This window comes from Candidatus Pantoea formicae, assembly GCF_011752625.1.
In the GTDB taxonomy this organism is placed as follows: domain Bacteria; phylum Pseudomonadota; class Gammaproteobacteria; order Enterobacterales; family Enterobacteriaceae; genus Pantoea; species Pantoea formicae.
In genome coordinates this window covers 455,977-470,825 of sequence record NZ_VWXD01000001.1, presented here as the reverse complement: position 1 = coordinate 470,825, position 14,849 = coordinate 455,977, and the positions used below count along the sequence as shown (strand labels likewise).

The following is a 14,849-nucleotide window of genomic DNA, read 5'->3' as shown; positions in this document are numbered from 1 at the left end:
CAGCCATGCTGCGATGGCTGTTTGCCGCAAAGTGAGAAGCCTGTGGCTAGCTTGCCAGGTGCTGCACCTCAGCCCACACACCGTCATCCACGGGAATGCCCACTTCTCGGTTGCGTTCACGCGTGGCTTTTTGTCGTTCACCGGGCCATGTGACGCCACTGAATCCTTCGGCAACCATTGAGCCATTGACGTATTGCTGAATGGTCTCTGCCAGTTGCTCACTAAAGTTCTGGCCGCTGATTTGCGCAGGATCGAACACCATAAAGATTTGGCTGGCACCGGTGCAACTACCCTGCTGAATACCATCAATCTCTGCAGTGCAACTGCCACCAGACAGCAATGCCGCCATCGCATCCAACAATATTGCCAAACCCGATCCTTTCCAGTACCCCGTCGGCAAGATCCGCATTGACGCTTCAATGGGTGCAGGATCGCAGGTTAAATTGCCCTGCGCATCAAAACCGCCCGCGTAGGGTAACTGTTCCCCTTTCAATCGGGTGACCTGTAACTTGCCATAGGAATATTGCGACATCGCCATATCCAGCACTAACGGACCCTGTTTTCCGGGTACCGCCATCACAAACGGATTGTTGCCAAGGCGCGTATTCTTGCCACCCCACGCGGGCATGCAGGATTCGGTATTCGTCCAGCAAATGGCGGCCATGCCTTGTTCAGCAGCGCGCCAACCATAGGTCCCCCCGCGCATCCAGTGTGTGGTGTTACGCATCGCCACCAACCCCATGCCATGTTCACGCGCCAACTCTGTGGCGCGATCCACCGCACGGATGGCGTTGGTGATGCCTGGGCCACGCTGTCCATCCCACACTTCCATCACAGACAAGCTTTTCACGCACTCCGGTATTGCATGTGCATCCACCCAACCCTTTTGCAGATAATCCACGAAACGGGCAACGCGGTTTAATCCATGTGAGGGAATGCCATCACAACTGGTTTCTGTATGGATGCGCGCACAGAGCGCTGCCTGTTGTGCATCCAGACCGGCGTTCAACAACGCCTTTTCAATGGTGGCCTGCATTACGTCAAAGGTTATGCGTGTCATGTTGCTGATTTCCTTTAGCAGTGAGAGATTCTGCGCGTGGATCAATGCGCTTCATAATGTCGTTTTTGCCCCATAAACTGGCCCACGGCCAGCCGGTGAGTTTTTCCGCTACGGCACGCGTTTCGGTGCTGGCCTCCGCGGGATTACCCCCCGCATGACGGCGCTGAATCTCTGCAATCAACAGTGCATGGTTATGACGGTTAAGGCTAAAGCCGCGCGCGCTGAATAATCCAACGGCGAGGAAAATCACCGCGCCTACGCCAAACACCAAGGCGATTCCGTGGATCGCTTCTGGCGGTTGGCTGACCGCGCCTTTACCGGCAAAGCCATAAGCTTGAAGCACCAATCCGACGATAAACAGGGCTACCGCCTGTACGGCCTTGCGCACAAAGGTCATCACACCGGCAAAAATCCCTTCACGGCGCTGCCCCGTCAACATCTCATCCACATCTGGAATGAAACTGTAAATGTTCCAGCAGACATACTGTGTTCCCGAGCGCCCCATCCCCATCACAATCGCCGCGCCCCATACCATCCACATCTCTGCGCTGATACCAAACGCATAGAAACTGATAAACAACGCGACGCTGGTTAACATCAAATATTGCGCCAGTTTATAGGCCGCGCCGTTACCAATATGGATACAGAAGGGAATCCACGCCGCAATGCAGATGAACTGCACCACCGACATAAACGTCATGCTGTTTGCTGCATCGACAGCGTTATGTCCAAGCACAAAGATGATGTAGTAGGCCAACACGGCACCTAACACATCCAGCGCCACAAAAGCGCCGAGGTACATGCCAACATGCTGGCGGAAGGTTCGAACGTGGAAGGTGGAGAGCAAAGAGCGAAACAGCGCTTTCATATCTCGCTTGAAATCTACCGGTGCGGGTTTTTCAGTAATCTCGATCGCACGCTCCCAGGTAAAGAAATAGAGCCCGAAAATCACGATAGCAAACAGCGTGGCAAAGATAATCGCCATATAAAAGAAGGAAGAGGATGCGTTTTCTCCGAGTAGCGAAATAATGACACCCGGTAGCCAGGCAGCCAAGATTCCGGCTCCCATTGAGAAGAACATGCGAACGCCAGTCAGTCGGGAGCGCACGTGAAAATCATGGGTCATCTCCGCCGCCAGCGTTTCATAAGGCACGATAACCAGCGTATAGCAGGCGTAGAACAGGATGTAAGTCGCGAGATAATAGGCAAAGCCCATGTCGCTCATCCACATCATGATGTAACTGAGAAACACCAGTGGTGCGCCAATTAAGAAGAAGAAGCCACGACGCCCAAAACGCTGTCCCAACCGATTACGCCAGAAGTTGTCAGTGACATACCCCATTAGCGGGTCAAAGAAAGCATCCAGTAAGCGTGCAAACGCAATGACCGCACCTGCCTCTGCCGGGCTCAGCCCACCATAGGTGGTATAAAAAAACATCAGCCACAGGCCAAGCACGGTAAAACTGCCACCGCCAAAAACATCACCGCCGCCGTACGCCAGCATGTTCTTTAGCTTGATAGGTTTTTCTTCCGAACGGTTAATCATCATCGGCACCTTCTCTGGGAGTAGATACCGATGATTTACTTTAGACCAACTACCATACAAGAATGCTTGTTGCTTTTTATAGAAAAGATCACATTCTGAACAGCATCATTGGTTGAGATGTGATGACTCGAACGTTTTTATCATTCACGTCATTTAATTTCTGACGAAATGAACTATGGCGGTGAGTGGTTATTCGTTTAGGGATGACTCATCCGCATCACCATACTCAAAGGAATATTCTTGGTTGGATGGCCTTTCTCGAAACGCCATTTACTGACTGCACGGATGACCGCATCATCGAACAGATGCTCGGGCGTTGATTCAATGATGCGCATTTCACTGACTTTCCCTTCAGCATCCACGTCAAAAAGGAATTTAACCTTACCTTCTATATGATTTTTATAGGCGTAGTAGGGATAGACAGGTTTTTCCATTTGCAGGGGCTTTGGCATTCTTACTTTTCCATCATGGGTCGAACTACATCCCATTAATGCCAGAGAGAGAATAATAGGTAATGATTTAAACATAACAACCTCCTGTTGTTGAGAATCATTCTCATGTTATCATGTAAACATATCAACAGGATAGCGCCAGTTTTTCATTAAGAGGCCGCTCCAGGCGTCTCCATGGTTAATTCAGCAAAGCAGATGAAGGAATCACTGCCTATGAAAAGCATCGTTTTTATTGACATACCCAGCCCCACCTTATTCAGATCGCCAATATTTGGCGCGAATGGCGCATTGGGATATTTTCGTGCAGAGAAATATATTGCTGCGGTACAAAGTGCCATCAGCAAGCGACAGCTTCATTGGAGTTTCACGCTTGATACCAGCGAATCCAATATCGACACACTTATTGCCAATGACGTGCAATTATTGGTCTGTGCACCAGGGTTACGCTTTATGTTTTACCGTAAGGACTTCGACAAGCGTCGCATGGTGTTTCTGACTACGATGGAATATTTAAATAATGATGTCAGGCCGGTCATGCGTAAACTGCGTGAACTGGATGATGGGCATCAAAAGGGATCTTAAAGTGCTAGATTTTGAGCGATTTAGTGCGGCGGCAGCCGATTATGAGCAATCACTGCGTTCCACATCATCAGTGACAACGCATCACGAAGAAGGATTAAGGTATCGGTTTTATGAAGGCACCCACCCCGTCAAAAATATTGTCATTGTTTATCACGGAGGCGGTGTCAATCTTGATGCTGGATACGGCATCCTCGCTCGCCAATTGGTTGCTGAAAGCGGTCTGTCAGTTTGTTTAGTGGATATGCATGGTCATGGCGAATCAAAGGGCATTAAAGGGCACCTACCTGATCCCCGCCTGCTTTGGCAGAATGTCGATATGCTCATCACAGCATTAAAGCGGTCTTATCCTCAGGCTCAATATCATCTACTAGGTCACTCCAGCGGTGCTGGTATGCTCATCAATTATTTTACCTGCCATAAACCAGCTTACAGGATAACCAGCTTAACTTTGTTAGCGCCAGAGTTAGGCCCCTTCGCAAAAGGTGTTCACCGTAAAATAACCACTGTGCCGTTTGCCAGGGTCACACAATGGCCTTTTATATTGAACGCACTTACACGCGGTAAGCTTTTTGGAAACTATGTTGCCGTAAACCTGAATATTCCTGGCAGCATCGATAATGATGTCAAAAACCTGGTGCGCAAATACAGTGTCAATATGGCGAATGCGTTAACGCCTCGTTCTCCCGCTAAACAACTAAGCACACTCCCCCTTCCCACGCTAATGCTAGTGGCGGACAAAGATGAATTATTTGAACCAAAGGCAATGGAGGAGTTTGCTAAAAAATATGGCAATCATTACCTCAGTTTTAAATTACTCAAAGACAGTCACCATCTTGATTGCCTGTTCCACTCCTCTTTTCAGATTGGCGAATTTATCAAACACGTAGTGAAGAGCATTGGCCCGCTCGCTGGCGGACCAAAGCCCTTACCTAAAATCTCGGAATGAGCCTGTTACTGCGGAATCACTTTCTCTGCTTTCAGCTTTTCGAACAAGTTGATAAACGAATCCAACGTTGCGCGATAGCCGGTAAATCCGGCTTTGCGGCTTTTGCTCACATCCGTGAACGCTTCCATCGGACGTCCCAGATCGGCATCAGTGTGCCACCAAGAAGCCAGCTTGTTGATGTCCGCCTCAAGTAAATTCTCGCGTGCGGCAATCTCACGCCATGCCTCTTCCGCATCCTGCATGCGTCCTTCCAGCGGCATCATCTGCGCGGGATAGGCAGCGGCCTCAATGCCGAAATACGCTGCCAGACGCGGCCAAAGCCAGTTCCAACGGAACACATCACCATTCACCGCATTGAAATCCTGATTGGCGGCTTCCTTGGCAGTGGTCGCCCAAAATAACTGTTCTGCCAGTAGGCTTGCATCGGTGACGTCGGCCAGACCATTCCACTGCTCTGGTGAACCTGGGAAGATAAATGGCCAGCCTTTCTCACGGCACAGGTTGGCATAAACCGCCAAGGTCTGGCCCATGTTCATGGCGTTGCCCAGCGCATAACCAATAATGGTGTGTGGACGATGCACGCTCCAGCGATAGCCGTATTGCTCTGCTCCCGCGAAAACCTCATCTTCCTGCGCGTAATAGAAGTTATCGACCGGCTGACGCCCCTGCTCTTCACGGAAAGGTGTCACCGGGACCGCGCCTTTGCCGTAAGCTTCGAATGGCCCAAGATAGTGTTTCAGACCAGTCACCAGCGCCACATGTGCACCGTTTAAACGATCGCCCAAGGCTTCAATCACATTGCGCACCATGCCACCGTTCACACGGATATTCTCTTTTTCATTCTCCTGGCGGGACCACACGCTGAAGTACAGCGCATCCGGTTTCTCTTTTGCCAGCACAGCACTCACGGCATGTGCATCAGTGAGATCGGCGGTCAGGCTGCGGCAGCCCTCTGGAATCGCTCCGCGTCCACGTGATAGTCCTGTCACTTGCCAACCCTCTTGCTGCAGTTTCTCTGCCAGCGCACGCCCAATAACACCACTGATGCCCACAATTAACGCGTGTTTTTGCATTTCAATTCTCCTCTGTTTCAGTAATGATGAGCTTAATAGAGAATTGAGTTCCTATCTCTGGCATTAATTCACATCATTCACAACCTGGATTCACGAATCAATGCACGATCAGCGTCTGAAAGACATCGTCCCCTTTGTCGCCAGTGTTGAGAGCGGCAGCTTCGCCGCTGCGGCAGAACGTCTGCATCTTACGGGTTCGGCAGTAAGTAAAAGCGTGACCCGGCTTGAGAGTCGCCTCGGTTCACGCCTGCTGGAACGCACGACTCGCAGCCTGAAGCTCACGGATGCCGGCAACGCCTATTACCAAACCTGCTTGCGCATCATGGAGGAGTTGGCAGAAGCCGAAGCGGTATTGGCAGCGCAACGCAGTATTCCTTCTGGGCGCTTGCGCGTTGCGGTGCCCAACACGTATGGCCGCCTCGGCGTGATGCCGGTGTTGATTCCTTTTTGCCAGCAACATCCTGAGCTGGAAATCAACCTGACCTTCTCCGATCGTTTTATCGACCTGTTTGATGAGGGAATTGATGTGGCTGTACGTATTGGCGGATCGCCAGACGTTCCAGCCTCTCTCGGCTGTCGTCAAATGGGGCGCGAGCGCATGGTGTTTTGCGCTGCCCCGGACTATTTAGAGCGCGCTGGCCGTCCGGGCAGTGAAGAGGCGTTATTACAGCATCAGGCCATCATGTATGAACGTGTGGATGGCAGCACCAAGCCCTGGCTGTTTACCACTGCTGATGGTCACCCGCACTGGCGCAACGTGCCACATCGCATGGCACTGGGTGATGTCGATGCTCAAGTACAGGCGCTGTGTGGTGGACTGGGGGTCGCGCAGATGCCATCCTGGCTGGTGCGCGAACCGCTGGCACGCGGTGAATTGGAGATTATCTTGCCGGAACAACAGCCCGATGGTTTGGCATTAACGTTGATATGGCCGCGCCGCAAACAGTTGTTACCGAAAGTCGATGCGCTGCTGGCTGCATTGGAAGGATTGCAGATTCGTTAGTAAACGAGATCCATCTCGCTGCTAAAGTGCCATGCGCATTGCCTTAGCGGCGCAATTTATCCCGCGATGCCAAGAGCATTAACGATGATTCAACCGCCGCGACAATCGGTCACCACAAAACTGCAGCACGGTCACAAGCGCGACCAGTACCACAATCACCGTCAGCATCACTTGCATATCAAAGCGCTGGTAGCCATAGCGATAGGCTAGATCGCCCAAGCCGCCTGCGCCAATGGCACCCGCCATCGCCGACGCATTGATCATTGTCACCAACGTAATGGTAAAACCACTGACAATGCCCGGACGCGCCTCCGGCAGCAGCACATGCCAGACAATATGCCAGCGGTGAAACCCCATCGCCTGCGCCGCTTCGGTCAAGCCTTTGTCCACTTCTCGCAAACTCACCTCAGCGATGCGAGCAAAAAAAGGCGTGGCGGCAAGCGTCAACGGCACCACTGCCGCCCAAACTCCATAGGTGGTACCGACAATCCAGCGGGTGAAGGGGATTAGTGCCACCATGAGTATCAAAAAGGGAATCGAACGGAACAGATTCACTACCCAACCCAATACGCGATTGAGCAAGGGATTGGGAAAAAGATCGCCACGTCCCGTCACCACCAGAATCACTGCCATGGGCAAACCTAGCGCCAAGGCGAAGAATGAGGACACCCCGACCATCAGTAAGGTATCCAACAACCCGATCCATAAACGGTCAATAGCCAGTGACATAACCTGCAACCTCCAGTTGGTCAGCTTGTGTTGCCAGCAGGTCATAAACCTGTGCCGCCTCATGCTGCGCATCCAGTAACAACAGTAATTGACCGGTTGGCTTGCGCTCTACCCACTCTACCGCGCTATAAATCAGTGTTAATGATCCCGGAACACGTAGACTGATCATCGCCAGGTCAGGCTGCGCCCCTTGTCCGTTGTAACGCAACCGCACCAGTACGCGCGAATCCTGCCGCTGACGTGTGGGTGATAACAAGGTTTGTAGCGCTTCGGGCAACGTACCAAATTGAGGGTTGAGCAGTTGGCGCGTGGTTTCCTGTTTCGGATCGCTATACACCTGCCATACCGGGCCACGCTCAATGATTTCTCCTTGATCGATAACCGCCACCTGGTGACACAGATCGTGCACCACATCCATTTCATGGGTGATCAGCACGATAGTAATGTGTCGCTGCTGATTGATTTTCTTAAGCAACGCCAGAATGGAACGCGTGGTCTCAGGATCGAGCGCTGATGTCGCCTCATCGCACAACAACAGTTCTGGATCATGCACCAGCGCGCGCGCGATACCGACACGCTGCTTCTGGCCACCGGAAAGTTGCGCTGGCCAAGCATGTTGACGCTCTTCTAACCCTACCAGCGCCAGCAACTCATCAACCTTATTACGTCGTTGCGCTGCGGGCACCCCCGCGACTTTTAACGGCAACTCGATGTTTTCTCTAACCGTTTTGGCCGAAAGCAAGTTGAAGTGCTGAAAGATCATTCCGGTGCGGCGACGCCACTCAACCAGCTCACTCGCACTCAATTGGCCGAGATCAATCCCATCAATCACCACCGACCCTTGTGTGGGATTTTCCAACCGATTGAGACAGCGGATCAGCGTCGATTTTCCCGCACCGCTGCGACCAATAATGCCAAAGATTTCACCGCGCTTGACCTGTAAATCAATGGCTTTCAGGGCATCTTGAGCCTGGCTTGGGTAGCGTTTGTTGAGATGGCGAATCTGCACATGAACGCTGCTATGGCCCTGCTGGGCGGGCGTTATCAACGCATCACGCTCTCCGGGAATCGTCAGACTCACCATGTTTACTGGCTCCAACCCGGCAGATACAGCTTGCCGTAGAACTCATCCAGTTTGGCGCGCACGACAGGCGAGTGCTGATAAATATCCACAAACTGCTTCAGACGAGGATCGTTCTGATGGCCGTCACGAATCACAAATTGGATCACATATTCTGGATGCTCCAGGCCATCAAACAGCAATGCATTGTTCGGATCGATGGTTTTGGACAAGCGCAAATAGTGTGGATAGCCTTGTGCTAAATCCACTTCATCTAGCGAACGTGATAGCTGAACCGCCTCCACTTCAATGATCTTCAGATGTTTAGGGTTGCTGGCGATATCATCAACCGTCGATTTCAATCCAGCACCAGGCTTGAGGGTGATTAATTTCGCTTTCTGCAACAGCAATAAGCCACGCGCACCGTTGATGGGATCGTTTGCAATCGCCACCGTGCCGCCGTCAGGGATTTGATCCAATGCCGTATGCTTTTTCGAATAAAGACCAATGTTATTAATGATGGCAGGTGCATAAGGGACTAAATGAAACCCACCCTGCTGATTGGCATTCTCTAAAAACGGTTTGTGCTGAAACAGGTTAACGTCAATGTCACCGTTTTCTACACTGACGTTGGGAGCCGTCCAGTCCGTGAACTCAACCAGTTGTACTTCCAGTCCCTGCTTTTTAGCCTCTGCCACGGCGGTTTCTAAAGGCGGCGCGAAAGCCGCCGTGGTGCCCACTTTTAACGGGCCACTGTAATCGTTGGCAGCAAAAGCGCTGGCGGTAAACATCGCGGCACTGAGTGCCAATAGGTGTGCAATCTTCATGTCGAATCCCTGAGGTTAAATTAACGAAGGTAAGGTGCCGGTCGCCAGCGTGCTGCCGGATGGCGATCGGGCAAACGATCTTGCTGTTGGAAAATTTTTTGTCGCAGGCTACCGGGCTGATAAGCCGTCTTATAGCGGCCGCGCTGCTGTAATTCAGGCACCACCAAGTCGATGAAATCGCGGTAGCTTTGCGGGTTAAGGATGCGAGTTAGATTGAAGCCATCAATATCACCTTCGTCGATCCACGCGATCAGCGCATCTGCAACCTGCGACGGGTTGCCGACAATCAGCGGATAACGACTGCCCATGGCGTGCTGTTCCAGCAAACGGCGCCGTGTCCAGCCGCTAAAAGCTTTACTGACGGATTCAATCGCGCGGGTATCACCCGTTTGTATTGGTTCATCCAGGCCAAAGGCCGCAAGATCGAGACCAATTGAGCTGGAGAAATGGGCAAGACCCGCTTCAGGACTGGCGTATTCGAGATAGCTACGCTGCTTTTCCTGCGCTTCTCGTTCGGTGGGTGCCACGATCACGCTAACGCCCATAAATATGCGGAGATCATCAGCATGACGCCCCGCGGCCACCGCAGCTTGCCTTAAGCGCTGAGACTGTTCCCGCATGGCAGCAGGCGAAGCCGCATTAACAAATGAGCACTCGGCGTGACGTGCAGCAAACTGTACGCCACGCGCTGATGAACCGGCCTGAAACAGCAGCGGCGTGCGCTGGGGTGACGGGCTGCTCAAATGATAGCCCTGCACCTGATAAAATTCGCCCTGATGGTTGATGGCATGGATCTTACTGGCATCAGCGTAGAGCCGTTGAGCCTTGTCCGCTTGCAAAGCATCTTCCTGCCAACTGCCTTCCCACAATTGATAAGCCACGTCGAGAAACTCATCTGCCTGGTCATAACGACGGTCGTGAGCCTGCAATTGATGCTGCCCCATCGCTCGTGCGGCACTATCGAGGTAACCGGTGACGATATTCCAGCCAATACGGCCTTGAGTGAGATGGTCCAAGGTAGAGAAACGGCGAGCGAAAGGATATGGCGCTTCATAACTCAGATTTGCTGTCACACCAAAACCCAGATGTTGCGTCACGCTAGCCATGCCTGATATCAGCATTAATGGATCGTTAACCGGTAACTGAATTGACTCACTTGCGGTCAGTCCAATCCCCTGTTGATACACGTCATAAACACCGAGAATGTCAGCAATAAACAGGCCGTCAAAAAGACCGCGCTCCAGCAATCGCGCCAAATCCAGCCAATAGGACAGAGAATTGAAATCCACGGAGCGGTCTTGTGGATGCGTCCACATACCATGATGGATGTGCCCAACACAATTCATGTTAAAAGCATTCAGTAAAATCTGTTTCTGACTCATATTGTCCCCCGACGCGGCGGCATCACGCCATTCAGGAGATAGTTGCCGATCGCCGGATATTTCCAACGCACCGGATCGTGCAGCGTATGGGTACGCGCATTACGCCAATGGCGATCCAGATTGTGCTCACGCAAGCTGGATCGCGATCCGCCCAACTCGAACAGTAAATTCCCCGCTTCCAGCGACACGTCTGTGGTCCAGGCCCGTGCCTTCGCCACCTCCACCGAGGCAAGCGCCACATTTTCAGCACTGCTGTCACGCTGTGCGGCATCGACGGCATCTCCGGCGATAGTCAGAAGCGCATCACCCGCGCTGAGCCGCGCGGCCAGTCGGCCAATGCGATCAAGCGTTAAAGGATCCCCGCTAGCCTGCGCCACTCCACTGTCTGGCCACGGGCGGGCACGTTCACGTACAAAGGCCAATAGATCATCAAAAGCTTCACGCGCAATCCCTTGATCAACCGCGGCATGCATGATTTGCGCAAACGGACCCACGGTAGTTGGCTGCTCGAAGGCCGTCTGAAATGGCACGACGTCCTCAGCAGCAATCTCAACCTCGCGGAATTGCACGCTACCGCTGCCCGTGGTGCGTTGCCCAAAGCCGCTCCAGTCATCAATGACCGTGACGCCATCCTGATAGCGCGGCACAAAAACCAGTTGTTCTTTACCTTCATCAGCCAATGCCAGAGTAGGAATGCGATCGGCAAACAACGCGCCTGTGGCATAGAACTTGTCACCGTTTAGGCGCAAACCTTCTGGCTGCCGGGTGATGGCGGTTGAGCGCTGGTGCGCGGCAGAAGAGCTGAACTCAGCTAACGCATTGCCCAGATGAATACCTGCCAGCACTTCCGCATATAGCCGTTTTTTCTGTGCTTCACTGCCGTTGATACGCAGCACTTCAAGGGCGTAAAAGTGGTTTTGTGGCACCTGACCAATCGAACCATCCGCTGCGCTGAGCAGGACGAAAATGGTGGCAAGATCTGCACAAGAAAGGCCAATGCCGCCATATTCTTGTGGCACGGTCACTGCGCCCAGGCCTGATTGAAAATAGCGTTGTAGTTCCGCATGCGGCAGCTCACGCGTCCGATCGCGTCGTGCAGCACCACTGCGGAAAGCATCGGCCAGTTCATGCGCCACCTGTAAGGCTTGCACCGCGTTGCTGATTCGCTGCGCGGGGTGTTTGGGGGAAACCTGCGTCATAAACTCTCCTTAAATCCAGGCATGACGCGCAGGTTGCACGCCGTTCAGGTAGTAATTACCGATGGCATGATTTTTCCAGCGCAGCGGATCGTGCAACGTATGCGTCCTCGCATTGCGCCAGTGGCGATCGAGGCCATGCCGCAGCAACGTGGCGCGACTGCCTCCCCATTCCAGTAATTTCTCGCTAGCGCGCAATGCAATCTCCGTGGTCAGCACTTTAGCTTCGGCGACGGCAATCGAAGCACGAGCACAGTCGTCAGCGGAAAGCGACTGCTGATCAATGCTGTCGAGAATGCGTGCGGCCCGTCTCAGCAAGGCATTCGCGGCGCTGAGTTCGGTGCTGATACGGCCGACATCAGCCAGAATGTAGGGATCATCCGCATTGCGGCTGACTCCGGCATCCACCCAGGGTCGCGAGCTGCTGCGCACAAATTCGAGTGCGTCGTCCAGCGCACCTTGTGCAATCCCCGCATCAATCGCGGCCTGAATCAGTTGAGAAACCGCTCCGCGCAATGTGGGTTTGTCACTGCTGGGTAATGGCATGATGAGCGTGGGATTCACCGCCACCTGCTGCAATTTCACCGTGCCGCTAGCGGTCGTGCGCTGCCCCATACCTGACCAGTCATCAACAATCTCTACCCCTTGCGTCGGCAGTGGGATGAACACCATCACAGGTTGTTCTTCCTGAATTGCGGTGGTCACCAGGATGTCCGCAAACATCGCGCCAGTTGAATAGAATTTTTCACCTGAAAGAGCAAGCCCCTGTGACGTTGTCACTAACCGTGTTTGAACATCGCGCGTATGTTTGCTGTTTTTTTCCGGCCCGCCGTTCCCCAGACGTTGCCCCTGCACCACTGCACGGAGTAACTGCTGCTGCTGTGAAGGTTCTCCTTCGCCGAGGATGAACTGAATTAAGCCAAAGTGGTTTTGTGGAATTTGTCCCAGTGAAGGATCGCTCGCAGAGATCACACGAAACACTTCCGCCACGGTCTGAAAAGAGAGTCCTGCACCGCCAAATTGCTTAGGCACACTGATGCTGCCTAACCCCAACTGAGTGAACTGGTTGAGCAGCGTCAGCGGGTAAATGCGCTGTTGATCGCGATCCACCGCACCGGACTTAGCTTGCTCAGCAATATGATGCGCAACGGCAATCGCCTGTGCATCACTGGTCAATACCCTAGCCTGTTGCTCAGGAGAATGATTATTTTGTTTCATCGTTGATTTCACTTTTAACGGCGTAGTGAATAACCCACCAGCACGGAAATAAAGCGTGCGGCGCAGCGTGAATAACTATTTGAAAGGGATGATAATCAGGAGGCGTTAATTAAGTAAATAGTACGGTTATGCTATATCCGGCAATAATTTTCCATTAATTATCTATGGGATATCACTCACCATGGTTCAAGCCTCATGGGGCTTTTTGAGGGAAGATAAAGAATTAAAATCACTCAAAAACGCTTAATATCAATAAACGCTAACGAAGAGTAAAAAAAGCAAAAGGAAGGAGAAAGGCTCAGCGAAAATAAATTCTCACTGAGCCGACAATTTAGATTTCCGATTCGAATAACGCTCGTGCGTATTGATGCGCAGTGACAGACTTCTCACTGTGTGGAATCTCTACGCTGTCGATAAGTTTTGCCTGTTGGTAGCTTTTCACGGTTTCATGCTGAGTGATCTGCTGTGTGGTCTGCGCGGCCAACTCACCCTTCTTGTTCTGCGACACCGAGGTCTGACTGCGTTCTTCATCGTTGATCAGGTGATAACGATAATTTTGCGATGACTTGAGTGCTGTCAGTTTCGCATCCCCATCAGAGTCCAGTGCGGTGTGGAAACTGGCCTTGAGTTTGAACAGCGTATCCTGCGTGAGATCCTGGGTGTCGCTATGCTGCTGCGAACGGGTTTGCTGCGCCACATCCAGGGAGAATGTGTCCTGCTCTTCTGGCTTGTAGGGATTACCGGATCGTGGTGTTTGCTGATAGCTGGCAGAGAAATCAGCCAAGCCGCTGATCGCACCGTTTTTAGCCGCGTTAGCATCAATGGAAATCACGCGCTGGGTGTTAACGCTGTGACTGGCCTGTCCCTCAGTGGTGTTCAGGGCACGGAAACTGTCTTTGAACAGATTCAGCATGGTGCGATCGCCGTGGCCGCGTGCAGCCGCCTGATCAAACTTCGTTGCCCACTGGTCCAGGGCTGCTGCCTGCTGGTCGGCACTCCCCGCCTGAGTGAGTTTCGACACGTCGGTATCCAGTTTGATACTGACATCGCCATTGTGGAAGCCCAACCAGCGCTCTTTATCGTCAGCATGGAGATTGAGCGACTGGGTGACATTATCGCCATTGCGCAGATCGGTCTTCAAATCGACGCTTTTGAGTTGCGAAGTGTCGAACTTCATCAAATCGGCAATATCCAACTGCGTACTACTTGCATCTAAACCGTCTAAGGCTTTTTGCAAACCGTCAGAAAGTTGGCTGATGGCAGTGGCTTCGTCATTGCTTAGCTTGCCACCGCTGGTGTTTAACTCCACCACCAATCCGCCCTGCTGGCGTGTCATTTGCAAGCTAACCTGAATCCCTGATTGTGTGGTCACCGTAAGCGCCACGGCGCTTTGGCTTCCGTTCGTCGCGCCAGAAGATTCAGTGGCGGGCACACTTAATGTGACGTTGTCACGATTTTGCAGCAAATTGCTCAGCAAGTTGCTGCCGATTCCGCTCATGCCCACACCGCCTGTCTGCGCGGCGGCGTTAAGTTGTGCCTGAATATTGCTGCCAATCGCTCCGCTGTTCTGCACCTGCGCGGGCTCGATTTTATAAATAGCCGCGATGGCCTCGCTGTCCTCACTGAAGGTGACTTTCGTTGACGCTTCAGCCTGCAAGTTGCTCTGTGTAGCTTTACTGTTCACCGTCGTGTTCACACTTGAACCTGCAGAAATCAGGTTGCGTAACACGCTGCTGCCAATCCCATTTAGCATCAAAATAATCCTCTGCATGAAC

At 52.5% G+C, this 14,849-nt stretch carries 14 protein-coding genes; 3 read left to right on the top strand and 11 right to left on the bottom strand.

Features of this window, described 5'->3' with window-relative positions; translation table 11 throughout:
* Positions 1–46: 46 nt before the first annotated feature.
* From yiaK to F3J38_RS02395, 3 genes are all read right to left on the bottom strand, one after another.
* Positions 47–1,060 carry a 3-dehydro-L-gulonate 2-dehydrogenase gene (gene yiaK / locus F3J38_RS02405; RefSeq protein WP_167134759.1) on the bottom strand — a complete coding sequence of 338 codons (1,014 nt, stop codon included), beginning with the start codon at positions 1,058–1,060 and terminating at the stop codon, positions 47–49.
* The gene (locus F3J38_RS02400; RefSeq protein WP_231647221.1) at positions 1,041–2,609 is read right to left on the bottom strand and encodes an MFS transporter; all 1,569 of its coding nucleotides are present in this window, start codon (positions 2,607–2,609) and stop codon (positions 1,041–1,043) included. Before F3J38_RS02400 ends, yiaK begins: the two co-directional genes overlap by 20 nt.
* 194 nt (positions 2,610–2,803) lie before the next feature.
* On the bottom strand, positions 2,804–3,133 hold the full coding sequence (locus F3J38_RS02395) for a TonB family protein (RefSeq protein WP_167134757.1): 330 nt from the start codon (positions 3,131–3,133) through the stop codon (positions 2,804–2,806).
* A 138-nt stretch (positions 3,134–3,271) separates the two neighbouring features.
* On the opposite strand from F3J38_RS02395, the gene F3J38_RS02390 reads away from it, so the two are divergent.
* Both F3J38_RS02390 and F3J38_RS02385 read left to right on the top strand, forming a co-directional pair.
* Positions 3,272–3,640 (top strand): hypothetical protein, encoded by a 369-nt coding sequence (locus tag F3J38_RS02390; RefSeq protein ID WP_167134755.1) that lies wholly within the window; start codon positions 3,272–3,274, stop codon positions 3,638–3,640.
* Positions 3,615–4,586 (top strand): alpha/beta hydrolase, encoded by a 972-nt coding sequence (locus tag F3J38_RS02385; protein ID WP_240155898.1) that lies wholly within the window; start codon positions 3,615–3,617, stop codon positions 4,584–4,586. Before F3J38_RS02390 ends, F3J38_RS02385 begins: the two co-directional genes overlap by 26 nt.
* 5 nt (positions 4,587–4,591) lie before the next feature.
* Here F3J38_RS02385 and F3J38_RS02380 read toward each other — a convergent pair whose 3' ends face one another.
* Entirely contained in the window at positions 4,592–5,659 is a 1,068-nt protein-coding gene (locus F3J38_RS02380) for an SDR family oxidoreductase (protein WP_167134753.1), read from the bottom strand.
* Positions 5,660–5,759: 100 nt separating this feature from the next.
* Between F3J38_RS02380 and F3J38_RS02375 the strand changes: the two genes are divergently transcribed.
* A complete protein-coding gene (locus F3J38_RS02375; RefSeq protein ID WP_167134751.1) occupies positions 5,760–6,662 on the top strand; it encodes a LysR family transcriptional regulator in 903 nt (300 codons plus the stop codon).
* A 78-nt stretch (positions 6,663–6,740) separates the two neighbouring features.
* Here F3J38_RS02375 and F3J38_RS02370 read toward each other — a convergent pair whose 3' ends face one another.
* From F3J38_RS02370 to F3J38_RS02340, 7 genes are all read right to left on the bottom strand, one after another.
* Positions 6,741–7,391 (bottom strand): methionine ABC transporter permease, encoded by a 651-nt coding sequence (locus F3J38_RS02370; RefSeq protein WP_167134750.1) that lies wholly within the window; start codon positions 7,389–7,391, stop codon positions 6,741–6,743.
* Positions 7,375–8,475, bottom strand: a complete 1,101-nt coding sequence (locus F3J38_RS02365; protein ID WP_167134748.1) for a methionine ABC transporter ATP-binding protein — start codon at positions 8,473–8,475, stop codon at positions 7,375–7,377. Before F3J38_RS02365 ends, F3J38_RS02370 begins: the two co-directional genes overlap by 17 nt.
* Before the next feature lie 2 nt (positions 8,476–8,477).
* Positions 8,478–9,278, bottom strand: coding sequence for a MetQ/NlpA family ABC transporter substrate-binding protein (locus F3J38_RS02360; protein ID WP_167134745.1), 801 nt, complete (start codon positions 9,276–9,278; stop codon positions 8,478–8,480).
* Between the two features lie 20 nt (positions 9,279–9,298).
* Positions 9,299–10,660 carry an LLM class flavin-dependent oxidoreductase gene (locus tag F3J38_RS02355; RefSeq protein WP_167134744.1) on the bottom strand — a complete coding sequence of 454 codons (1,362 nt, stop codon included), beginning with the start codon at positions 10,658–10,660 and terminating at the stop codon, positions 9,299–9,301.
* Positions 10,657–11,859, bottom strand: a complete 1,203-nt coding sequence (locus tag F3J38_RS02350; RefSeq protein WP_167134743.1) for an SfnB family sulfur acquisition oxidoreductase — start codon at positions 11,857–11,859, stop codon at positions 10,657–10,659. Before F3J38_RS02350 ends, F3J38_RS02355 begins: the two co-directional genes overlap by 4 nt.
* A 9-nt stretch (positions 11,860–11,868) precedes the next feature.
* Complete coding sequence (locus F3J38_RS02345) at positions 11,869–13,074, bottom strand: SfnB family sulfur acquisition oxidoreductase (protein ID WP_167134742.1); 1,206 nt, start codon at positions 13,072–13,074, stop codon at positions 11,869–11,871.
* 331 nt (positions 13,075–13,405) lie between these two features.
* Positions 13,406–14,827: a hypothetical protein gene (locus F3J38_RS02340; protein WP_167134741.1), complete on the bottom strand. Its 1,422-nt coding sequence runs from the start codon at positions 14,825–14,827 to the stop codon at positions 13,406–13,408.
* Positions 14,828–14,849 lie beyond the last annotated feature (22 nt).

Coding starts and splice junctions, on each gene's coding strand:
- F3J38_RS02385 (WP_240155898.1), top strand. CDS start 3,615: ATGATGGGCATCAAAAGGGATCTTAAAGTGCTAGATTTTGAGCGATTT.
- F3J38_RS02365 (WP_167134748.1), bottom strand. CDS start 8,475: ATGGTGAGTCTGACGATTCCCGGAGAGCGTGATGCGTTGATAACGCCC.
- F3J38_RS02355 (WP_167134744.1), bottom strand. CDS start 10,660: ATGAGTCAGAAACAGATTTTACTGAATGCTTTTAACATGAATTGTGTT.
- yiaK (WP_167134759.1), bottom strand. CDS start 1,060: ATGACACGCATAACCTTTGACGTAATGCAGGCCACCATTGAAAAGGCG.
- F3J38_RS02400 (WP_231647221.1), bottom strand. CDS start 2,609: ATGATGATTAACCGTTCGGAAGAAAAACCTATCAAGCTAAAGAACATG.
- F3J38_RS02340 (WP_167134741.1), bottom strand. CDS start 14,827: ATGCTAAATGGGATTGGCAGCAGCGTGTTACGCAACCTGATTTCTGCA.
- F3J38_RS02390 (WP_167134755.1), top strand. CDS start 3,272: ATGAAAAGCATCGTTTTTATTGACATACCCAGCCCCACCTTATTCAGA.
- F3J38_RS02380 (WP_167134753.1), bottom strand. CDS start 5,659: ATGCAAAAACACGCGTTAATTGTGGGCATCAGTGGTGTTATTGGGCGT.
- F3J38_RS02350 (WP_167134743.1), bottom strand. CDS start 11,859: ATGACGCAGGTTTCCCCCAAACACCCCGCGCAGCGAATCAGCAACGCG.
- F3J38_RS02370 (WP_167134750.1), bottom strand. CDS start 7,391: ATGTCACTGGCTATTGACCGTTTATGGATCGGGTTGTTGGATACCTTA.
- F3J38_RS02395 (WP_167134757.1), bottom strand. CDS start 3,133: ATGTTTAAATCATTACCTATTATTCTCTCTCTGGCATTAATGGGATGT.
- F3J38_RS02360 (WP_167134745.1), bottom strand. CDS start 9,278: ATGAAGATTGCACACCTATTGGCACTCAGTGCCGCGATGTTTACCGCC.
- F3J38_RS02345 (WP_167134742.1), bottom strand. CDS start 13,074: ATGAAACAAAATAATCATTCTCCTGAGCAACAGGCTAGGGTATTGACC.
- F3J38_RS02375 (WP_167134751.1), top strand. CDS start 5,760: ATGCACGATCAGCGTCTGAAAGACATCGTCCCCTTTGTCGCCAGTGTT.